This is a genomic window from Pseudomonas sp. ChxA, from assembly GCF_030263855.1.
In the GTDB taxonomy this organism is placed as follows: Bacteria; Pseudomonadota; Gammaproteobacteria; order Pseudomonadales; family Pseudomonadaceae; genus Aquipseudomonas; species Aquipseudomonas fluorescens_CB.
In genome coordinates, this window is record NZ_JARPMK010000001.1 from 3016662 (window position 1) to 3038970 (window position 22309).

11 protein-coding genes and 1 riboswitch are annotated in these 22309 nt (G+C 62.6%); of the genes, 7 read left to right on the forward strand and 4 right to left on the reverse strand.

The annotated features are described in order from the left end of the window. The first annotated feature begins 2 nt into the window (after window positions 1–2). The 3 genes from P5706_RS13545 (at window position 3) to P5706_RS13555 (ending at window position 3221) form a co-directional block, all read left to right on the forward strand. Window positions 3–1538, forward strand: a complete 1536-nt coding sequence (locus P5706_RS13545; protein ID WP_285679535.1) for a class I adenylate-forming enzyme family protein — start codon at window positions 3–5, stop codon at window positions 1536–1538. Between the two features lie 37 nt (window positions 1539–1575). After that, a complete protein-coding gene (locus P5706_RS13550) occupies window positions 1576–2901 on the forward strand; it encodes an MFS transporter (protein WP_285679536.1) in 1326 nt (441 codons plus the stop codon). A 65-nt stretch (window positions 2902–2966) separates the two neighbouring features. After that, the gene (locus tag P5706_RS13555; RefSeq protein WP_285679537.1) at window positions 2967–3221 is read left to right on the forward strand and encodes a hypothetical protein; all 255 of its coding nucleotides are present in this window, start codon (window positions 2967–2969) and stop codon (window positions 3219–3221) included. A 145-nt stretch (window positions 3222–3366) separates the two neighbouring features. Here the strand turns inward: P5706_RS13555 and P5706_RS13560 are convergent, their stop codons facing one another. Together P5706_RS13560 and P5706_RS13565 are read right to left on the reverse strand one after the other, a co-directional pair. Beyond that, window positions 3367–4095 carry a CbtA family protein gene (locus P5706_RS13560; RefSeq protein ID WP_200433682.1) on the reverse strand — a complete coding sequence of 243 codons (729 nt, stop codon included), beginning with the start codon at window positions 4093–4095 and terminating at the stop codon, window positions 3367–3369. 19 nt (window positions 4096–4114) lie between these two features. Beyond that, window positions 4115–4327: a CbtB domain-containing protein gene (locus P5706_RS13565; RefSeq protein WP_200433683.1), complete on the reverse strand. Its 213-nt coding sequence runs from the start codon at window positions 4325–4327 to the stop codon at window positions 4115–4117. A 32-nt stretch (window positions 4328–4359) separates the two neighbouring features. After that, window positions 4360–4489: riboswitch (cobalamin riboswitch) on the reverse strand. A 35-nt stretch (window positions 4490–4524) separates the two neighbouring features. Here P5706_RS13565 and P5706_RS13570 point away from each other — a divergent pair. Genes P5706_RS13570 through P5706_RS13580 form a run of 3 tightly spaced genes read left to right on the forward strand, consistent with a single transcriptional unit; the run spans window position 4525 to window position 6611 of the window. Beyond that, a complete protein-coding gene (locus tag P5706_RS13570; protein WP_285679538.1) occupies window positions 4525–5079 on the forward strand; it encodes a histidine phosphatase family protein in 555 nt (184 codons plus the stop codon). Between the two features lie 45 nt (window positions 5080–5124). Then, a complete protein-coding gene (cobF, locus tag P5706_RS13575; protein WP_236462656.1) occupies window positions 5125–5880 on the forward strand; it encodes a precorrin-6A synthase (deacetylating) in 756 nt (251 codons plus the stop codon). Between the two features lie 11 nt (window positions 5881–5891). After that, window positions 5892–6611 carry an alpha/beta hydrolase gene (locus P5706_RS13580; RefSeq protein ID WP_285679539.1) on the forward strand — a complete coding sequence of 240 codons (720 nt, stop codon included), beginning with the start codon at window positions 5892–5894 and terminating at the stop codon, window positions 6609–6611. A gap of 134 nt (window positions 6612–6745) precedes the next feature. On the opposite strand, the gene P5706_RS13585 is transcribed toward P5706_RS13580, so the two are convergent. Both P5706_RS13585 and P5706_RS13590 read right to left on the reverse strand, forming a co-directional pair. Next, entirely contained in the window at window positions 6746–7303 is a 558-nt protein-coding gene (locus tag P5706_RS13585) for a DcrB/PsbP domain-containing protein (RefSeq protein ID WP_200433687.1), read from the reverse strand. Between the two features lie 72 nt (window positions 7304–7375). Further along, window positions 7376–9184 (reverse strand): monovalent cation:proton antiporter-2 (CPA2) family protein, encoded by a 1809-nt coding sequence (locus P5706_RS13590; protein WP_200433688.1) that lies wholly within the window; start codon window positions 9182–9184, stop codon window positions 7376–7378. Window positions 9185–9486: 302 nt separating this feature from the next. On the opposite strand from P5706_RS13590, the gene P5706_RS13595 reads away from it, so the two are divergent. After that, the gene (locus tag P5706_RS13595) at window positions 9487–22155 is read left to right on the forward strand and encodes an autotransporter-associated beta strand repeat-containing protein (RefSeq protein ID WP_285679540.1); all 12669 of its coding nucleotides are present in this window, start codon (window positions 9487–9489) and stop codon (window positions 22153–22155) included. Window positions 22156–22309: the final 154 nt, after the last annotated feature.

Genomic DNA, 22309 nt, shown 5'->3' on the forward strand with positions numbered 1-22309 from the left:
CCATGAACATTGCCAACTGGCTGCACGACACCCAGCGCCGCGACCCGCAACGCCCGGCGTTGTTTGAGGGCACGCGGCAAGTGGCCGACTACGCGACCTTCACCGCCCATGTCCGGCAACGCGCCGCGCAACTGGTCGATCAATTTGGCCTGGTGCCGGGCGATGCGGTAGCGCTGCTGATGAAGAACAGCTGCGACTACCTGGAAGTGCTCTACGCCATCTGGTGGCTGGGTGGCGTGGTGGTGCCGATCAACGCCAAACTGCACCCAACAGAAGCCGCGTGGATTGCCGCCAATGCCGAGGCCCGCCTGATCTTTACCGACGGCGGCCGGGTATTTTCGTCATCCCGGGATCTGCCTGCGCGCTGCAAGGAACTGGACGCTCACACGCTGCCGCCGACACGTGGCTGGCCGACCCTGGAGCAGCCGGTGCCGCGCCAGAGTCAGGACCTGGCCTGGCTGTTCTACACCTCCGGCACCACCGGGCGCTCCAAGGGCGTGATGTTGTCCCACGGCAACCTGGTCGCCATGTCGTTGTGTTACCCCACGGATGTCGACCCGGTCAGTGCCGACGACGCAGCCGTGTATGCCGCGCCGATGTCCCACGGTGCGGGGCTGTACAACTTCATCCATGTGCGCTGCGGCGCCCGGCATGTGGTGCCGGCTTCCGGCGGTTTTGATGCCGGCGAGCTGTTTGGCTTGGCTACGGAGCTGGGCAATGTATCGCTGTTCGCCGCGCCGACCATGGTCAAGCGCATGGTCGAACAAGCGCGGCGCCAGGGTTATGGTGGCGACGGCATCAAGACCATCGTCTACGGCGGTGGCCCGATGTACCTGGCCGATCTGTGCGAGGCGCTCGACACTTTCGGCGCACGGTTGGTGCAGATCTACGGCCAGGGTGAAAGCCCGATGACCATCAGCGTATTGCCGCGGGCACTGATCGCGGACCGCCAGCGTCCGGGCTGGTCAACCTTGGCGGCCTCCGTCGGCCACGCGCAAGCCTGTGTTGAAATCCGCATTCTCGACGCCCGGCACCAACCGCTGGCGCCCGGCGAGCGCGGTGAAATCGCCGTGCGCGGCGCCACGGTGATGCAAGGTTATTGGCGCAACCCAGAGGCCACCGCGCAAACCCTGGTTGATGGCTGGTTGCTCACTGGCGATATCGGCTTTCTCGACCCGGCCGGCTACCTGACCCTCACCGACCGCTCCAAAGACGTGATCATCAGCGGCGGCAGCAATGTGTACCCGCGTGAAGTCGAGGAAGTGCTGGTGCAGCATCCCGAGGTGTCCGAGGTGTGTGTGGTGGGCGAGCCGGACGCGCAATGGGGCGAGTCAGTGGTGGCCTTTGTGGTCACACGCAGCGGGCAGGCGCTGGACGAGGCCGAACTCACCGCGTGGTTTCTGCAGCGCATGGCCTCGTTCAAGAAACCCAAAAAGTATGTGTTCAGAGCTGATTTGCCCAAGAACAGTTACGGAAAAACTCTCAAGACCGACTTGCGGCAGTGGTTGAAAGCAGCGAGTATCGCCGCGCTTTCCTAGTTTTCATGGACAGAACAACCGACAAGGAGTCCCTTCGATGGGCAATACAGCGCAAGATACGCAGCGCAAGCGCCGCCGTGCATTTCTCGGTGCCACCTCCGGCCACTTGATCGAGTGGTACGACTACGGCGTCTACGGCTTTCTCGCCGTGTACATCGGCCAGGCGTTTTTCGTCTCCGATGATCCCACCACCAGCCTGCTCGCCAGTTTCGCGGCGTTCGCCCTGAGCTTCTTTATCCGGCCTTTGGGCGGGCTGTTCTTCGGCCCGTTGGCGGACAAGATCGGCCGACGCAAAACCCTGATTATGGCGCTGGTGATGATGACCGGTTCCACCGTAATGCTTGGCCTGTTGCCCACTTACGCGACCCTTGGCATAGCCGCGCCAATCCTGCTGATCCTGGTGCGCTGCGTGCAGGGCTTTTCGGCGGGCGGCGAAATCGGCACCGTCACCAGCTTTATCTCCGAATACGCCGGCCCTGGCCGCCGTGGTTTTGCCACGTGCTGGCTGATGGTCACCGCTGTGCTCGGCCTGCTGCTGGGTGGCGCCGTGGCTAACGGCATGACCTGGATCCTCGGCGCCGAGATGATGCAGGAATGGGCCTGGCGCGTGCCGTTCCTGATCGCGGCGCCGTTGGGCTTTATCTCCATGTACATCCGCCTCAAGCTGGAAGACAGCCCGGAGTTTCTGGCCCTGCAACGCGCCGGGCAAACTTCCCGCGCACCGTTGCGTGAGGTCTGGCAGTGGAAGCGCGCGATCGCTTTGGTGTTCTTCATCATCACCTTGCACAGTTCGATCTTCTATCTGGTGCTGACCTTCGCCTCGACCTACATGGCCAAGATCCTCAAGTTCGACAGCGGCACCACCTTGCTCTATGTGTTTGTCGCCAGCTTCTCGGCGGCATTCGTGATGCCGTTTGGTGGCGCCTTCACCGACAAATACGGGCGCAAGCCGTTTCTGATGGTGATCGGCACCCTGGCCACGCTGGCGATGTTCTGGCTGTTCAAGTCGGCACCCACCGCCACGCCCGCGTCGTTCTTCGCGCCGTTGATGACGGTGGCGATCCTGTTCGGGCTGTACGCCTCATCCACCTACGCGCTGATGAGTGAGTTGCTGCCCACGCGCATCCGCTCCACCGGGATTGCCGTGGCCTATAACGTGCCGGTTGCGGTGTTTGGCGGCAGCGCGCCGTTGATCTCCACCTGGCTGATCAAAGTGACGGGCGACATCACTTCACCGTGGTACTTCTACGTGGCCACCGGTGTGGTATCGCTGATTGCCCTGGTGGTGTTGCGCAAAGAAGATTTTGTTGCCAGCGCTAGCCCGGTGGTTGTGCCGCCTGCGGCGGCAGCAGCGCTGGCCTGATTGCTCAGGGACGTTGGGGTTTATAGTCACTGCTGGGAAAAAATACGGCAGGGAGCCGATCATTCATGAATATCCGCAAAAAGCATCTTCAGGGCCAGGCGTCACCGCCAAACTGTCTTTCACATTCGGGGCACCGCCTGCGGGTGGCGCTCAAGGCGTGCGAAATTCCTCCGACGGCCTTTGCCGAGTGGTTGCGCATCAGTCCGCAACGTTTGAACAATTGGTTTTTGCGTGGTTTGCCGGGTGCACATCTGGAGGGGCTGGCGCGTGCGTTGAGTTTGAGCAAGGAGTGGCTCGAGACGGGGGAAGGGGAGCCGTAGCCCGGCGGCCAAGTAGCCGACCTGAGTGGTTGGATCAAACGCGAAAGGCGGATCTGGATACACTGAAGATCTGATTTTCTGTGGGACCTGGCTTGCCGAATCGTCGCACCGCTGCGAGCCAGCTCCCACAGGTTTGCTCAAAATCTCAAGAGCCAAACCGCGCCCGAGGCTGACTCAGCTTACGCTCGGCCACAGCACCAAACACCAACCCCAAGGTCGTCCACAGCACCAGCTGAATCCCCAACGACGCCACGCGAAACTTCCACAGCAGCACCGCCGAAAACTGCTCCGGCACTTCGTTGATCACCGGAAACAGGCTACCCGCCACCGACACAATCACGATATACAGCGCCACCCCGAGGATCGCCCCAGCCCACACACCACGGCTGGCAATCAGCTTGCGGGCCGCGTTGACGGCAATCACCGCCGCCACCACCGACACCAGCAGCATCAGGAAAAACAGCTTGGTACGCTGCGCTATCGTCTCAGGATCGCCCACCGACGGCGGATTGGCCGGGTATTTAAGCCCAGGCACCACAATCAGCGTCACAAACGCCGCCAACGCCAACAGCGCCGCCAAGCCACGCGGGCCGACCTTGCCGATACGGCCCAGGGAATAGGCGAACACCAGGGCGAAGATACCGCCCAGTGACACGCTGTACACCACCACACCAGTGAACAGGCCGAAGGTGCTTTGCACTTCACGGCTCACCAGTTCTTCTTCCGGCGCATCGCCGTGCATCTGTGCCATCTGGTCTTCGAAGGCGATGGCCTTGTCGATCTGCGGCTCACCAAAGGTCTTGGCGAAGCCAAACGCCAACACGCCGGCGAGCAAGCCCACCAGCATCCCGCGTACGAGTAAATGCCCTGTCATGTTGTGGCTCTCTTATGAATTAATGGCAGGGAAAACCCAGCAGGTGACGACCGTCGTGTACAAACTCGTGCACGTACATGCCTTTGAACACGGCGGTGGCGCCTTGCTCGGCGCCGACAAAGTAGATCGCCAGCATCAGCAGCAGGCCGCCAAAGATCGCCCAGGGCAAAATCTCGCCCAGTGGGATCGTTGGCACATAGACATCAGGATGGGTTGCAGCAGTAGTAGCCATGAAAACCTCCAGGGATGACGCGTCCCGAAATGGATAGCGATAGGGCTGAAACAGGGTCTGGCTTACGGCTAAAAGGCCGAATACAGTGGCGCGACCGCGCCGGGATTGAACCGGCTTCCTGTTTCATGTTTGTTGTAACATATTGAAACAACTTCGCGAGTCTACGCTGACTGCGCAACGAAACAGAGTGAATTGTGATGCAGGCCACCCGCTTGACCTTGATTTGCCACGCTGTCACGCCGCTGCAAAAGCGCGGGCGTTTTCCCGATGACGAGTCTGTCGCGATGGAGTGGCAAGGTGCGGCGTTATCCCTGGCGGGGCGTTTCAAGAAAACCCTGCGGTTAGTCAGCGCGCCCGAGGCCAGAACCCGTCAGACCGCAGGCCTGTTCGGTGCCGACGCGCAGATCGAAAGTGCTTTGCGTGACGCTGATTTCGGCGCCTGGAAAGGCCAGGCTATCGATCAATTGGCCCCCGACGCCTTGGCGGCCTGGATGACCGACAGCACCGCCGCACCCCATGGCGGTGAATCGGTAGAGCAGCTATGCACGCGGGTCGGGCACTGGCTCAAATCCCTGGAAAGCCACCCCGGCCATGTCGTGGCCGTCACCCACCCGTTCGTGATCCGCGCCGCCATGCTGTACGTCCTGCAGTTTCCCATCTCGATGTTCTACTTGATCGACGTCGAGCCGCTGTCCGCCACCGAGCTGCGTTTCAACACGGTGTGGCGCCTGCGCCTGGAAACTCACGCCTAGGGCCATGAACATGGCAAAATCCACGCCCCGCAATGAGAGCACCCCATGAAACGCATCCTGATCATCGGCATTGGCGCCGGCAACCCTGACTACATCACGATGCAGGCCGTAAAGGCGCTGAACCGCACCGACGTGTTTTTTCTGATGGACAAGGGCCAGAGCAAAGACAAGCTGATCGACCTGCGCCGCGAGATCTGCGAAACCTACATCACCGAGCCCGGTTACCGCTTCGTCGAGGCCGATTGCCCCGAGCGCGTGCGCGGTGATATCGACTACACCACCGCCGTGCAGGACCTGAACCGCGACAAGCAACTGACCTTCGAGCGCATGATCAACGAGCAAATGGCCGACGGTGAAGTGGGCGCTTTCCTGGCGTGGGGCGACCCGGCGCTGTACGACAGCACCATCCGCATCTTGCAGGCGATTCTGGCCAGCGGCCGTTGTGCGTTTGAGTTCGAAGTCATTCCTGGCATCACCAGCGTGCAGGCTTTGGCGGCCCAGCATAAGGTGGCGCTCAACCGCATCGGCCGTTCCATCGAGATCACCACGGGGCGCCGGTTGGCGGCGGGGCAGGCGAGTGATGCCGACACCTTGGTGGTGATGCTGGATGCCGAGGACTCCTACCGCACTGTGGCCGACCAGGATATGGATATTTACTGGGGCGCCTACCTGGGCACGCCGGATGAAATTCTTATCAGCGGCAAAGTCAGCGAAGTGGCCGACGAAATCCAACGGGTGCGCAAGGCGGCGCGCCTGGAAAATGGCTGGATCATGGACACGTATTTGTTGCGCAAACCTTGAGGTTGATGCCCATGTTCAAACTGTTCGCCCTGGCGCTGGCGTTAGTCGCTGGTGCCGCCCACGCTGATAATGCCTTGCACACCGATTTGCCGTTGGCCTACCTGGAGCAGACGCAAAGTGATGCGCGCAACCAGCCGTTAGTGATCTTTCTGCATGGGTTTGGCAGTAACGAGGAAGACTTGTTTGGCATCAAGGACGCGTTGCCGTCCACCTGGACCTATCTGTCGGCCCGCGCGCCGATGCCGGTGGACCCCAGTGGGTATCGCTGGTTTGCGCGCAAACCCGGAGAGGGTGATTACGACGGCGAGACCGCGGATTTGCAGCGTAGCGCCCAGCTGATTGAAGACTTTGTCAGCAAGGCCACGGCCAAGTACCACACACGCAGTGATCGGGTGTTTTTGGTGGGGTTCAGCCAGGGCGCGATCATGGCGTATGAAGTGGGCTTGCGAAAGCCTGCCATGGTGCGCGGGATTGCGGCGTTGAGTGGCAGCGTGTTGCCGGTGCTCAAGGCTGAGCTCAAGCCTGATGAGCCATTGAATCGCCTGGCGATTTTTATCGGCCATGGCACGTTGGACCAGGCGCTGCCGTATGCGTCGGCCACCCGCGCCAATGAGGTGTTGCTGGGGCTGGGCTTGAAACCCGAGTTTCATGGGTATATGGGCATGCCGCATACCGTGAGCGAGGCTGAAATACAGGACCTCAAAGCCTGGTTGGAAAACAGCCTGAAGTAAAAGCGCGGTTAAACAATGTGGGAGCTGGCTTGCCTGCGATAGCGGTTTATCAGCCACCCAATAGGTCGACTGGTAAATGGCTATCGCAGGCAAGCCAGCTCCCACAGTTGAGGTGTGTTGTTTGTTAAACCAGGTTACTTGCCGCCGGTAATCTGCTTCACCAACTCAGCATGTCCCTTCACATCATCCGCCCGCGAAATCGCCTGGATCACCAGCAGATGGTTGCCCGAACCGCCGAGGAACGTGGAGTTCAGGGTCTTGCCACCGCCTTGGGTGGCCGTGCTGTCCACCTGGCGCAGACCGAGGCCTTTGAAGGTCAGCTTCTTCTCGTTTTGCTTCTTGAAGTCGGGCAGGGCCGCGCTCTGGTCCTTGACGAAGTCGGCCACGGCGCCATCAAGGAACTGCGGGTCATTGTCCTTGATGCTTGCCCCGTCGTTACGCACGGTTTCGGCGACGATCACCACACTTTTCGTGGTCGAGTTGGCGTACAGGGTGCCTTGAGTGTCGGCGGTGCCATCCTCGACCTTACCGGTCGGCAGCGTGTCGGCGACGTAAGCCTTGGGCAGGTTGAAGGTGAACTTGCCGCCCAAGGTCGAGATGGTCTGCGTGGCTGGGGGCTTGCTGGCGGCGAACACGCTACCGGCGGTAAGCGCAAGGGCCAGCAGGACGGCGGTCTTGGTGAAAGTGGCCATGAAGCGCTCCAAGGATGAACGAAATTGCGGCGTATTCTGTCAGAAATTTCGCAATATCGTTCATCCGTAAGCTCACACCTTGTCTGACTCCTCCTCGATTCGGTCCATCTCAAACAGCCGCGCCAGTTCCGTGCGGGCTTCCTGGGCCGATTGCAATACTTTGGCCGCGTCGTCATACACCGCGTGTTGAGCGGCGAGTAACTGGTGGTCGTGGTTTTTGAAGCGATCAATGCGCGCATCGGCCTGGGCCTGGCTCAAGCCGAGGCCGACGAGGGTGCGACGGCTCATTTCCAGGCTGGAGTAGAAGGTCTCGCGCACCGGCGAGGCGTCCAGGTCGACCAGGCGGTGAACGTGCTGGCGGTTACGTGCGCGGGCGATGATTTTCATGTGCGGGTAGAGGCTGCGCACGAGGGCGGCGGTCTTGATGTTGATTTCCGGGTCGTCCATGGCGATCACGAAAAACTCGGCCTGGTCGACCTTGGCCGCATGCAGGATTTCCGGGCGCTGCGGGTCGCCGTAGAACACCGGCATGCCGCCGAAGCTGCGGGTCAGCTCGATGGTTTCCACCGAGGTGTCGAGGGCAATGAACGAGATGTTTTGCGCGCGCAGGATCCGCGCGACGATCTGGCCCATACGGCCCATGCCGGCGATCACCACACGCGGCGCATCGCTTTCGATGGTGCGGTATTCCTCCGGCACCTCCACGGTCTTGGCCTTGTGTTTGAACAGCTTGGGGCACACCAACAACAGCAGCGGCGTCACCGCCATGGACAGGGTGATGGTCAGCACCAGCACGTCGTAAAGGTGCGGCTCGAACAGGCCCTGGTCGCGGCCGATCTTGAACACCACGAAAGCGAACTCACCGCCTGCGGCCAGCACAATACCGAGGCGCAAGGCGCTTTCGCGGTTGAGGTCACCCACCAGCCGGCCCACGGCGTACAGCAGCGGCAGTTTCAGGCCGATCAGCAGCAAGGTCAGCCCGATCACCATCAGCGGCGTGCTGAGCAGCAGGCTGAGGTTGGCGCCCATGCCCACGCTGATAAAAAACAGGCCCAGCAGCAGGCCCTTGAACGGCTCGATCTGGGATTCCAGTTCGTGGCGGTACTCCGAGTCGGCCAGCAGCAGCCCGGCGAGGAACGCACCGAGGGCCATGGACACACCGACCAGTTCCATCAACCAGGCGGTGCCGATCACCACCAGCAGCGCGGTGGCGGTAGACACTTCGCGCAGGCCGGTCTTGGCAACGATGCGAAACACCGGGCGCAGCAGGTAACGCCCGCCGATGATCACCACGGCGATGCTGCCCAGAATCTGCAGCACGTGTTGCACGCCCTGGGCTTCGGTGGTCGGGTGATCGCTGCCGGCCAGCAGCGGCACCATGGCGATCAGCGGGATCGCCGCGATGTCCTGGAACAGCAGGATGGCAAACGCCAGGCGCCCGTGGGGCTGGTTGAGTTCCTTGCGTTCGGCCAGGCTTTGCAGGCCAAACGCCGTGGAGGACAGCGCCAGGCCCAGGCCCAGCACGATCGCGCTGTTCCAGGGTTGGTCAAACAGCCACAACGCCACCACGCCCATCACCACGCCGGTGAGCACCACCTGAGCCAGGCCAACCCCGAACACCGCTTTGCGCATCACCCATAAACGTTTGGGCGACAGCTCCAGGCCGATGATAAACAGCAGCAACACCACACCCAGTTCAGAGAACTGCGCGACGCTCTGCGGGTTGCCCACCAGGCCCAGCACCGACGGGCCGATGATCACACCGGCAAACAGATAGCCCAGCACGGCGCCCAGTTGCAGGCGCTTGGCCAAAGGCACGGTTAACACAGCGGCGAGCAGGAACACCACGGCTGCTTGTAACAGGTTGCCTTCATGGGGCATTGAGATCTCCCAGATCTTTAAAGCGAATCTACAGGGCGCTATTAGAGCGTTTTTTACATTTGGAAACTTGTATTTATGTCGCGACAGTCAATGGATGCTGGCTGTAATCCCCTTCTTACGCGGCGCTTACGAAAGTATTAATACCATTTAATTCAATGACTTTTCTGTAGGTCTACTACCGTTTCGACAAATTGGATCAGTTGTCACCACGGTCAGGTATCTCGAATTCGATGCGTGTGGGTCAATCAGGTTGAGCTTCTACGCATTCATGGATGACAGGCTTGGACCACAAGGAGTTGAGCGTGGATAGAAGACTTGCTACTGCCGTTGTACCTCGTATTTCTGCGCTGTCACTTGCTATCCGCCTCGGCGTCGCGGGGATGTTGATTGGCTTGTCGAGCCAACAGGTGATGGCAGCTTGTACGCCCGCCAGCCCGGTATCGGGTGATTCCGTGACCTGTACGGGCACGGCGTCAATCCTGCAGAGCAATCTCTTTTCCAGCGCGGTGGATAACCTGACGGTTGGCGTGTCCGTTGGCTCAACCATCAATGCGTTGTTGGGTGGCACCGCGATGAACCTTGCGGGTAACAACATCACGTTGAACAACGCGGGCACCATCGATCCTTCGATACTGGGGTTGGTTACGCTGCTGAGCAACGGTACGGTGATAGGCACCGGCGCGTCGGGTACGGTAAGTGTCACCAACCTTGCTACCGGGGTCATGAAAGGCACTTCGGGCCTTCTCGGTGTCGGCCTGAGCACCCTTAACGGCATGGCGCTGAATATCAATAACGGCGCCACGGGCACCACCACCATCACCAACAACGGTGCCATCGGTTCCTCTGCATTGCTGGGCCTGAGCCTGTTATCGTCTGACGCGCCGGTGGTAGCCGTGCACGGCGGCTCTCAGGTGAACATGGTCAACACCGGCACAATCACCGGGCGTATGGCGTTCGAGGCCTCGACGGGCGGCAACACCTTCCTCAACAGCGGCAGCATCATTGGCGGATTGTCGATGGGCGCCGCCAGCACTAACACCTTCACGGCGGTCACCGGCTCCAGTGTTTCTACTGGCGGGGGGCTTGGGCTTGCCTTGGGCGGCCTGCTTGGGGTCAATTTGGGGTTCGCGCCGACCGGGCAAATTGATGGCGGGCTCGGTGGCACTAACACCTTGATCCTGCAAAACCCCGGCGCCACCGGTAGCAGCGGCACCGGCACGGCGTCCAGCGCCACCTATGTCAACTTCAACAACCTGACCATCAATGGTGGCACCTGGACGCTCCAGGGGCCGTTGGTCAGCGGCAGTACAACGCTCAATGGCGGCATTTCGCAGTTCGATAACAGTGCGACGTTCGGTACTGGGGCAATCACCGCCAATGGCGGGATTATCGAGGCAACGGCCAATAACCTGACGCTGGCTAACCTGCTCACGCTGGGCACCGGCGGGTTGACCGTTCAGGGCGCCAATACCGGGCTGACCCTGGGCGGCGTGCTCTCGGGCTCCGGCGGCTTGACCAAAACGGGCACCGGTCAACTGATCCTCAATACCGCCAACACTTACACTGGCCCCACCACGCTGTCCGGCGGTTCAGTTCAGTTGGGCAATGACCTGGCGCTGGGCAGCGGCGCTGTTAACGTCACGGCGGCAACAACCTTGCAGGCGCCCGGTACTGTCAACCTTGCCAACGCGCTCACCCTTACCGGCAACCTGATCACCGATGTGGCCGGTGCGCTGAACCTGAACGGCACCATTACCGGCAACGGCGGGCTTACCCAGAGTGGCGCGGGCAGCCTGACGCTCAATGGCGTCAACACCGGCTTCAGCGGCGCCACCAGCCTGGGCGCCGGCACGCTGGTGCTGGGCAATAACAATGCCCTGGGCAGCGGCAACCTGAATGTGACGGGCACTGCCAACCTGAACACCAGCGGCGCCTCGCTACTGAACAACAACGTGGTCTTGACCGGCGATCTCAACTTGCTCAACGCCAACCCACTGACCCTGAACGGCGTGATGTCCGGCGTTGGCGGCCTGACCAAAACCGGCGCGGGTCTGCTGACCCTGGCCGGTAACAACACCCGCAGCGGTGTAACGTCGCTGAATGCCGGCGGCTTGCTGCTTAGTTCCAACACCGCCCTGGGCACGGGCGCGCTGAATACGGCTGCGGGCACCTCGCTGGACGCCACGACGGCGGTCACGCTCGCTAACGCGGTCAACCTGACCGGCGCCCTGACCTTGGGCGGTAGCCAGGCACTCGGCCTGGGCGGGGTGATTTCCGGCACGGGCAGTTTGAATAAAAACGGCACCGCCGGTTTGACGCTCAGCGGTGCCAACACCTTTACCGGTGACACCAACCTCAATGCCGGCACCCTCACACTGGGCAATAACACGGCCCTGGGGGTTGGCGGCAGCTTGAACACCGCCGACAACACCACCCTGGATTCCAGCGCAGCCTTGATCGTCAACCATGCGCTGAACCTGACCGGCAACCTGAATATTACCGGTAGCAATAACCTCGGTCTCACTGGCGTCGTCGGCGGCACCGGCGGCCTCACCAAGAACGGCGCCGCGACGCTGAACCTCAACGGCGCGAACACCTTCCAGGGCGGTACCACGCTCAGTGCCGGCACCTTGAGCGTTGGCAACAGCGGCGCGCTGGGGACTGGTGCATTGACCGTGACCGGCGCTGCAGCGCTGGACAACGGCGGCGGGGTCAACCTGGCCAATGCCATCGACCTGGGCGCCAACCTCGCGCTGGTCGGCACTAACGCGCTGACATTAAACGGCGTGATCGGCGGCACTTCAGCACTGATCAAAAACGGCGTGGCCAATGTGGTGCTCGGTGCCGCCAACACCTATCAAGGCGGCACGGTGTTGAACGCCGGCGGCCTCACGCTGGGCAACGCCGCAGCACTGGGTACTGGCGCACTGACCGTGGCGGGCACGGGCAGCCTGGACAGTAATGCAGCGCTGAGCCTCAACAACGCAATTACCCTGAACGCCAACCTGACCGCAGGCGGCGCGAATGCGCTGACCCTCGGCGGGGTTATCAGCGGCGCAGCCGGCTTGATTAAAAACGGCGCGGCCGACCTGGTTCTCAATGGCGCGAATACTTACACCGGCCCTACTGCGCTGAATACAGGAACACTGGTGGTCGGCTCCGACACTGCCCTCGGCACCGGCGCGTTGAACGCGGCGGCAGGCACCACGTTGCAAAGCGGTGCAGCGGTGAGCCTGGGCAATAACATCAATCTGGGCGGCAACCTGACCCTCAACGGTGCCAACTCACTGACCCTGGGCGGTACGGTGGCCGGCGTCGGCGGCCTGATCAAGAACGGCGCGGGCGACCTGGTGCTCAACCACGCGAACACCTACCTGGGCAGCACGGCATTGAATACCGGCAAGCTGGTGGTGGGGGCGAGCGGCGCGCTGGGCGCCGGGGCCTTGAATGCGGCAGGCGGGACTTCGCTGGATGCCAATGCGGCTGCCACGTTGAACAACGCAGTCAACCTGGCCGGCAACCTGGGCATTGGTGGCACCGCCGACCTGACGCTGGCCGGTACGCTCAATGGCGCTGGCAGCCTGACTAAAAACGGCGCCGCCAACCTGTTACTCAACGGCCCCAACAATTTCCTCGGGGGCACCACGCTCAATGCTGGCACCCTCACGGCTGGCTCCAACTCAGCCCTGGGTCTGGGTAACTTGACCGTTGGCGGCGCGTCGACGCTGGACAGTAGCGGGGCATTCAACCTGGGCAACAACGTTGTGCTCAACGCCGGGTTGACGGCAGGCGGTACCAATAACCTGACCCTGGCCGGTGTGCTCAGTGGGGCTGGGCCGCTGACCAAAAATGGCCTGGCCAACCTGACCCTCAACGGCAACAACACCTTTAGCGGCGGCACCACCCTCAATGCCGGGTCCTTGACCCTGGGCAACGCCAATGGCCTGGGCAGCGGTGCCTTGACCGTCGGCGGCGCGGCGACCCTGGACAACAGCGCGTCCTTTGGCATCGGCAATGCGATTGCGCTGAACGCTGACCTCACCGTCGCAGGCAACAACGACCTGAGCTTCAACGGCGTGGTGAGCGGCGCCGGCAACCTGATCAAAAATGGCTTGTCCGACCTGACCCTGGCCGGCAACAACACCTTCACCGGCGCCGTGGACGTGGTCTCCGGCAGCCTGACACTGGTCAATGCCAATGCCCTGGGCAGCACTTCCGGGGTTAACGTAAGTGCAGGTGCCGGGGTCAACCTGGCCGCCGACGTCAGCCTGGCCGGCTTGAGCGGCAGCGGTAGCGTGCAACTCAGTGGCGCCAACACCTTGACCGTTGGCGGGGTCAACACCACCAGTACGTTCGATGGTGATGTGAGTGGTACTGGCGGGCTGATCAAGGTCGGCACCGGCACCCTCAACCTTACCGGCATCAATGGCGTCACTGGCAACGCGGCGATCAATGCAGGCACCTTGAACCTCAGTGGTTCCCTGGCCAGTGCCCAGGTCAACGTCAACAACGGCGGTACGCTGACCGGTACCGGCTCGCTGCTGGGCGCATTGAATGTCAACAATGGCGGCCATCTGGCGTTGAGCAGCGGTAATACCTTGTCGGCCGGTTCGCTGAACATGGTCGCCGGTGGCAACCTGGATGTTGCTCTCGGTTCGCCATCCCTCACGTCCTTGCTCAATGTCGGCGGTAACGTGGCGCTTGCCGGCAACCTGAACGTGACCGATGCCGGTGGTTTTGGCGCGGGCACCTATCGCCTGATCAACTACACCGGCGGCCTGACCGGTGGCCTGACGGTAGCCGGTGTTCCCGTGGGTTATGGCCTCGGCGATCTGCTGGTCCAAACCTCGGTCGGCAACCAGGTGAACCTGGTGGTGTCGGTGCCCAATATCCGCTTCTGGGACGGCAGCCAAGCTGTCGCCAACGGTGTAGTGGATGGCGGCACCGGCATCTGGACTGCGGGCGGTACCAACTGGACGTCGGCCGATGGCCTGACCAACTCACCTTGGGCCAGCGGTTTTGCGGTATTCACCGGCGCTGCCGGCACCGTCACCGTGCAAGGCCCGCAAGCCTTTACCGGTCTTCAGTTTGCGACCGATGGCTACAACCTGGTCAGCGGCGCAGGCGGGCAATTGACCGCGATCAATGGCGCTAACGGCAATGTGTCGATGCGGGTTGATCCGGGCGCAACCGCGACCATTGGCGTGAATATCGATGGCGCCGGCACCCTCAACAAGCTCGATACCGGCACCCTGGTGCTCAACGGCGTCAACACCTATACCGGTGGCACCTTGCTCAATGGCGGTAAGCTCATCGTCGGTAGCAACACTGCACTGGGCGGCGGCCTGTTGACCACAGCGGCCGGGACGACACTGGACAGTAATGCTCCAATTACGTTGAGCAACGCGGTGTTCTTGAACGGCGATACCATTGTCGCGGGCGGCAATGCACTGACTCTTAACGGCGGGATCAGCGGCGCTGGCGGCCTGATCAAAAACGGCGCGGCCACTTTGACCCTGGGCGCAAGTAACTCCTTCCTGGGGCCGGTGGCCTTGAACGCAGGTGGGCTGATCCTGGCCGCCAACAATGCCTTGGGCGCTGGCGTGTTGAATGCGGCAGGCGGCACCACGCTGGATGCCAGCACGGCGGTCACCGCCAACAACGCGATCAACCTGGCAGGCAACCTGGGTATCGGCGGTACGGCTGACCTGACCTTGGGCGGTGTAATCAATAGTGCTGGCAGCCTGACTAAAAATGGCGCAGCCAACCTGATCCTCAATGGCGCCAATACCTACCTCGGCGGCACGACGCTGAACGCGGGTACTTTGACCTTGGGCAACAACCTCGCGCTGGGCCTGGGCAACCTGACCGTCGGCGGTGCGTCGACGCTGGATAACAGCAGCGCGCTGAGCATCGGCAATGGTGCTGTGCTGAACGCTGCCTTGACGGTCGCTGGCAACAATGACCTGGCTCTGGGCGGCCTGCTCACCGGCACCGGCGCGCTGGTCAAGGATGGCGCGGCCAACCTGACCCTCAATGGCCTCAATGCCTACAGCGGCGGCACGACCCTTAATGCGGGTACCTTGACCCTGGGCACCGCGACAGCGCTCGGGACGGGCGCCTTGACGGTGGGCGGTGCGGCCAACCTTAACAATGGCACGCCACTGGTGCTGGCCAATGCGGTCAACGTCAACGCCAACCTCACGGTGGGCAGCCTGAATAACAACCTGACGCTGGCGGGTGTGGTGGGGGGCAGCGCCAATCTGATCAAAACCGGCACTGGCGACCTGGCCCTGACCGGCAACAACACCTTCTCCGGCCTGTTCGATGTGCAAACCGGCAGCCTGACCACCGTGGGCAATGGCGCGCTGGGCGTTGGCGCCGGGGTCAACCTGGGCAGTGGTACGCAATTGAACCTCGGCGGTTCGGCCAGCCTGGGTGAACTGACCGGCAACGGCGTGGCCGTTGTCGGCACCGGCAGCACCTTGAGTGTCGGCAGCAATAACCTCGACAGCACCTTCGGCGGCGTACTCGCCGGGTTGGGCGGTCTTAACAAAATCGGCAGCGGTGCCTTGACCCTTGGCGGCCTCAGCGTGTTGACCGGTGACACCCAGGTCAACGCCGGCAGCCTGCTGGTTAACGGCGCTCTGGCGAGTACCAACGTGAACGTGGCTAGTGGCGCCACTCTCGGCGGCAACGGCACCCTGGTGGGGGCCGTCAACATTGCCGACGGCGGCCACCTGGCGGTCAACTCGGGCAATACCCTGACGCTCGGCTCGCTGGTACTGAACGCCAACTCCAACCTCGATACCGGGCTCGGCGCACCGTCTACCGGCGGCACGGCGCTGATTCATGTGGGCGGTAACCTGACCCTGGACGGCACGCTGAATGTGAGCGATATCGGTGGCTTCGGCGCCGGTATCTACCGGTTGATCGACTACACCGGCGGCCTGACCAATAACGGCCTGCAACTGGGCAGCCTGCCGGTGAATATCCCGGCCACCGACCTGGACCTGCAAACAGCGATCGGCAACCAGATCAACCTGCTGGTTAATGGCAACACCACCGTACAGTTCTGGGATGGCAGCCAGACCACCGGGAACGGCAGCATCGAGGGCGGCAGCGGTACCTGGACAACCGCCGCCACCAACTGGACAGGCGTCAACGGTTCATTCAACGCCGCCTGGACGCCAAACAGCTTTGCGGTCTTCCAGGGCACGGCGGGTACCGTCACTGTGGACGGCGCCCAAGCAATTACCGGTCTGCAATTTGTCACCGACGGCTACAACGTGGTCGGCGGCACGGCGGGCGCTTTGACCTTGTTCAATGGCACCGGCGGCAACACCGCCGTGCGCGTTGACCCGAATGCCACAGCCACCCTGGGCGTCACCCTCAATGGCGGCGGCACCCTGGCCAAGCTGGATGCGGGCACCCTGGTACTCAATGGCGCCAACACCTACACCGGCGGCACCGCGCTCAATGGCGGCAGTTTAGTGGTCGGCAATAACAGCGCGTTGGGCAGCGGTGCGTTGACCACGTCCAATGGCACCACGTTGGACAGCAATGCCGCTGTCAGCCTGGCCAATGCTGTGAACGTCAACGGCACGCTGACGGTTGGCGGCAGCAACGCGCTGACCCTGGCCGGCACTGTGGCCGGTACCGGCAGCCTGATTAAAAATGGCATCGCCAACCTGACCTTGAGTGGCAACAACACCTATGCAGGGCCGACTGCGTTGAATGCTGGCGGGCTGATCCTGGCTTCCAACACGGCGCTGGGTACCGGCGCGTTGAATGCGGCGGCCGGCACCACGCTGGATACCAGCAGTGCAGTCAGCCTGGCCAATGCCGTGAATCTGGCAGGCAACCTGGGCATTCTCGGCAGCGCCGACCTGACCCTCAATGGGCTGGTCAGCGGCGCCGGTGGCCTGACTAAAAGCGGGGCGGGCAACCTGACACTCAACGGCAACAATGCCTATCTCGGCGGTACGCAACTGAACGCGGGTGGTTTGGTACTGGGCAATGGTTCGGCACTTGGCACCGGCAATCTTGCTGTCAACGGCGCAGCGACGCTGGATACCAGTGCCGCAGTGGCGCTGGCCAATAACACCACGCTCAATGCTGCGCTGACCGTGGTTGGCAGCAACGACCTGGCGCTTGGCGGTGTGGTCGATGGCACCGGAGCGCTGATCAAGAACGGCACTGCCAACCTGACCCTCAACGGCGCCAATACCTACAGCGGCGGCACGTCACTCGCGGCCGGTACGCTGACGGTCGGCAATGCCACGGGCTTGGGTACGGGCGCCTTGACCATCACTGGCGCAAGTACGTTGGACAACAGCGTGCCGCTGGTACTGGCGAACGCCGTCAACCTGAATGCCGACCTCAGTGTGGCCGGTAACAACAACCTGAGCCTTACGGGTGTGCTGGCCGGCAATGCGGCGCTGATCAAAAATGGCGCGGCAGACTTGCTGCTCAGTGGTAACAACACCTTCTCCGGCCCTCTCAATGTGCTCGGCGGCAGTGTGACCACACTAGGTAACGGCGCGCTGGGCAACACCTCCGGCGTCAACGTCGGCAGCGGTGCCAGCCTCAATCTGGGCGGCAACGCCAGCGTCAATACCTTGGCCGGCAACGGTGCGGTTCAAGTCGCGGGCGGCAGCACACTGGCGGTGGGTGGCAGCAACCTCGACAACACTTTCGCAGGCACGCTCAACGGCGCCGGAAACCTGGATAAAAACGGCAGCGGTGTGCTCAACCTTAGCGGCGCCAATGGCATCAGCGGCGCGGCCAACGTCAATGGCGGCACCTTGAATGTCAGCGGCTCACTGGCCAGCGGCACGGTGGCGGTCAATACCGGCGCGACGCTGACCGGCACTGGTTCGCTGGCGGGCGCGGTGACGGTGGCCGATGGCGGGCATATCGGTCTGACTTCCGGCAGCACGCTGTCGGTGGGCTCGCTGGTGCTGGGCAATAACGCCAACCTGGACGTCGGCCTCGGTGTACCGGTGGTGGGCGGTGGCAGCGGGTTGCTGAATGTCGGCGGCGATCTGATCTTGGGCGGCAAGCTCAATGTCACTGATATCGGTGGCTTTGGCAGCGGCGTCTACAACATCATCAACTACGGCGGGGCACTCACCAATAATGGCCTGGCGCTTGGCAGTTTGCCGAGCAGTGTGATTCCGGGTGATGTGCAAGTGCAGACGGCCATCAGCAACAAGGTCAACCTGCTGGTGACTGCGCCCAACACCACCGTGCAGTTCTGGGACGGCGCCAGCCTGATCGGCAACGGCGCTATCGACGGCGGCAACGGCACTTGGGGCACTGGCACCACCAACTGGACCAACGTTGACGGCACCTTGAACCAGAACTGGAACAACAGCTTTGCAGTGTTCCAGGGCACAGCGGGCAACGTGACCGTGGAGGGCACGCAATACATCACCGGCATGCAGTTCGTCACCGATGGCTACAACCTGGCTTCCGGTACGGCAGGCGTGCTTAACCTGGTCAACGGCGGCACCGGCAACACGGCGATTCGCGTCGATCCGAACACCACCGCAACCTTGGGCGTCACCCTCGGCGGCGCCGGCACCCTGGCCAAACTCGACACGGGTACCTTGGTGCTTAACGGCACCAACACCTACACCGGCGGCACTGCGCTGAATGGCGGCATGCTGGTGGTTGGCAATAACAGCGCGCTGGGCAGTGGCGCACTGACGGCGGCCGACGGCACCACCCTGGACAGCAACGGCGCCGTTACACTCGGCAACGCTGCGGTACTTAACGGCGCACTGGCCATCGGCGGCAGCAATGCGCTGACGCTTAACGGTGGTATCAGCGGCAATGGCAGCCTGCTGAAAAAAGGCGCGGCCACCCTGACGCTCAACGGCGCCAACACCTACAGCGGCGGCACCGGCCTGAACGCCGGGCAACTGACCCTGGGCAATAACGGCGCATTGGGCAGCGGCGCGCTCACCGTCGGCGGCGCTGCGGCGCTGGATGGCGGCACCGACCTGCAACTGGCCAACGCGATCAGCCTGGGCGGCCCGCTGACCTTGGCCGGCAGCCATGACCTGGCCCTCAACGGCGTGGTCAGCGGCACCGGCAGCCTGGTGAAAAACGGCAACGGCGCGCTGCTGTTGACCGGCGCCAACAGCTACAGCGGCGGCACCACGCTCAACGGCGGCACCACCACTGGCAACACCAACAGCTTGCAAGGCGCGATTGCCAACAATGCGGCCCTGACCTTCGAGCAAGGCACCGATGGCACCTACACCGGTAACCTTACCGGCGCAGGCGTGCTGAATAAAATCGGTACTGGCGCGTTGCTGTTGAGCGGCAATAACACCTTCACCGGCAACACCAACGTCAACGCCGGCAGCTTGCTGGTCAACGGCAGCTTGAACAGCGCAGCGGTGCAGGTGGCCAGCGGCGCGACCCTTGGCGGCAGCGGCAGCCTGGGCGGCGCGGTGACGATGGCCGATGGCTCGACCCTCAAGGCCGGGGCGGCAACGCCGCTGTCGGTGGGTTCGCTGGCGTTGTCGTCGGGTACTGCCCTGGACTTCGCCCTCGGCGCACCTGGCGCGTCCACCACGGCGGTGAATGTGGCGGGCAACCTGACCCTCGACGGCACCCTTAATGTGACCGATGCCGGTGGCTTTGGCCTCGGCGTTTATCAACTGTTCCGCTACGGCGGCACCTTGACCGATAACGGCCTGACCCTCGGCTCGCTGCCGGTCGGCCTGGGCAACCTGAGCCTGCAAACGTCGCTGGCCAACCAACTGAACCTGCTGGTGCAAACCACGCCGGGGCAAATCCAGTTCTGGAACGGCGGCACCACCAACCCGGACGGCACCATCACCGGCGGCAGCGGCACCTGGGGCCCAGGCACCAACTGGACCGATCCAACCGGTACCCAGGGCCAGGCGTCAAATAACCAGTTTGCCGTGTTCGGCGGGCAGGGCGGTACTGTCACGGTGGTTGGCAACCAAGGCTTCACTGGCCTGCAATTCCTTGACCCTGGTTACACGCTGACGGCAGGCGCAGGTGGGACCTTGTCGCCAACCGGTACTGCAGTGGTGCGTGTCAACTCGGGCGTGACCACCGAAGTGGCTGCACCCATCGTGGGCAGCGGCGCGATCAACAAACTCGACGCAGGCACCTTGCTGTTGACCGGCGCCAACACCTACTCCGGTGGCACGACCGTCAGTGGCGGTACGCTGGCCGGTAACACGCTGAGCTTGCAGGGTCGCATCCTCAACAATGCGCGGCTGCTGTTTGTCCAACCCACTAACGGCACCTTCAATGGCGTATTGAGCGGAACCGGCAGCATTACCAAACAAGGCGCAGGCGCGCTGTTGCTGACCGGCAACCAGCCATTCAGCGGCACGGTGGCAGTGGACCAGGGCGTATTGCAAGTCGGCAACGCGGCCAACCCAGGCACGGTGTTCGGTGGGCAGGTGACTGTCGCCAACGGTGCAGGCCTGACCGGCAACGGCAGCGTCGGCGCGTTGGTCAACAACGGCAATGTGACACCTGATGGCGGCAAGCTGACGGTGGCCGGTAACTTCACCAACGCCAGCACCGGTGCGCTGAACCTGCTCATCACCCCGTCGTCAACCGGCTCCCTGGCCATCGGTGGTACGGCGAACCTGGGCGGTACGCTAAATGTGGTCAACCTGGCGCCGTACGCCGGCCCCACCACCTACACATTGCTGACCGCCAGCGCGGTAAACGGCACCTTCAGCACCACCAACTTGGAGAACCTGGCATTCCTCAATACCGCGTTGAACTACAGCCCAACTCAAGTGGCGCTGGCGGTTAGCCGCAACAACGTCAGCTACGCCAGCGTGGCTGCTACCGGTAACCAACGTGGCGTGGCCGCCGCGTTGGACAGCGGTGCTGCGGTGGGTGGCGCAGCGGTGCAGAACGCGCTGCTCAACTCCGATGCCGTCGGGGCGCGCGCCGCCTTCGATAGCTTGTCTGGGGAAATTCACGCCAGCACCGCCAGCGCCATGCTCGAAGATTCGCGTTACGTGCGTGACGCAGTCAACGAGCGCCTGCGCCAGCCCGGCTGCTACCGCGAAGACGACCCACGCAACAGCCTCGCGCCAAGCGAAAACCGCCTGAGCAGCGCCGGTTGCCACGGCGAGATGGTCGGCTGGATGCGCGTACTGGGCACCTGGGGCCACATGGGCGGCGACAGCAACACCGCCAAACTGGACCGCAACCTTGGCGGCTTCCTGCTCGGCACTGACAAGCAAGTGGATGACGCCTGGCGCGTCGGTGTGGCCGCCGGCTACACCCGCAGCGACCTGGACGCCAAGCGCCGCAGCTCCAGCGCCGACGTCGACAGCTACCACTTGATGGCCTACACCGCGTACCAGCAGGAAGCCTTCGCCGCGCGCATGGGCGTGGCGTACAGCTGGCACGACATCGAAAGCAAACGCGACGTGGCCGTAGGCGGCGTGGGCCAGCGCCTCAAAGCCGACTACAAAGCGCGTAGCGCACAAGTGTTCGGTGAAGTGGGCTACACCATTGAAACCGGCAAGGTGGTGGTAGAACCGTTCGCCGGCCTGGCGTACGTCAACTACGACAGCGACACCCTCAAGGAAAAAGGCGGCTCGGCGGCCCTGCGCGGCGATGCCGATCAGGACGTGACCTTCTCGACACTGGGCGTGCGCATCGGCCAGACCATCACCCTGGGCAACGGCTCGAAAATTACCCCACGGGGCAGCATCGGCTGGCGTCATGCCTTCGGCGACACCAAGCCGGATGCCGACCTGAGCTTTGTCAACGGCGGTGCATCGTTCAGCACCCAAGGTGTGCCGATCGCCAAGGACAGCGCGGTGGTGGAAGCGGGCCTGGACTACCAGATCAGTCAGAATGGCAAGTTGGGCCTGGGCTATTCCGGCCAACTGTCGCGCAACGATAAAGACCATGCGATGACGATCAGCTTCTCCCTCGGTTTCTGATCAAAGCCGAGTACTTTTAACCGCCCGAAAGGGCGGTTTTTTTTGGGAAATATTTCTTAACGCTATTCGATTTTTTGCGCAGGTGGCGGGGTTGTTGCCTTGCGTCTGGTCAGAAGGATGTACAAACAATTTCGCCTGGAACCCGGCTGGCAAT

Excerpts from the sequence above, each read along its gene's own strand:
- P5706_RS13545 (WP_285679535.1), top strand. The coding sequence starts at position 3 with ATGAACATTGCCAACTGGCTGCACGACACCCAGCGCCGCGACCCGCAA.
- P5706_RS13550 (WP_285679536.1), top strand. The coding sequence starts at position 1,576 with ATGGGCAATACAGCGCAAGATACGCAGCGCAAGCGCCGCCGTGCATTT.
- P5706_RS13555 (WP_285679537.1), top strand. The coding sequence starts at position 2,967 with ATGAATATCCGCAAAAAGCATCTTCAGGGCCAGGCGTCACCGCCAAAC.
- P5706_RS13560 (WP_200433682.1), bottom strand. The coding sequence starts at position 4,095 with ATGACAGGGCATTTACTCGTACGCGGGATGCTGGTGGGCTTGCTCGCC.
- P5706_RS13565 (WP_200433683.1), bottom strand. The coding sequence starts at position 4,327 with ATGGCTACTACTGCTGCAACCCATCCTGATGTCTATGTGCCAACGATC.
- P5706_RS13570 (WP_285679538.1), top strand. The coding sequence starts at position 4,525 with ATGCAGGCCACCCGCTTGACCTTGATTTGCCACGCTGTCACGCCGCTG.
- cobF (WP_236462656.1), top strand. The coding sequence starts at position 5,125 with ATGAAACGCATCCTGATCATCGGCATTGGCGCCGGCAACCCTGACTAC.
- P5706_RS13580 (WP_285679539.1), top strand. The coding sequence starts at position 5,892 with ATGTTCAAACTGTTCGCCCTGGCGCTGGCGTTAGTCGCTGGTGCCGCC.
- P5706_RS13585 (WP_200433687.1), bottom strand. The coding sequence starts at position 7,303 with ATGGCCACTTTCACCAAGACCGCCGTCCTGCTGGCCCTTGCGCTTACC.
- P5706_RS13590 (WP_200433688.1), bottom strand. The coding sequence starts at position 9,184 with ATGCCCCATGAAGGCAACCTGTTACAAGCAGCCGTGGTGTTCCTGCTC.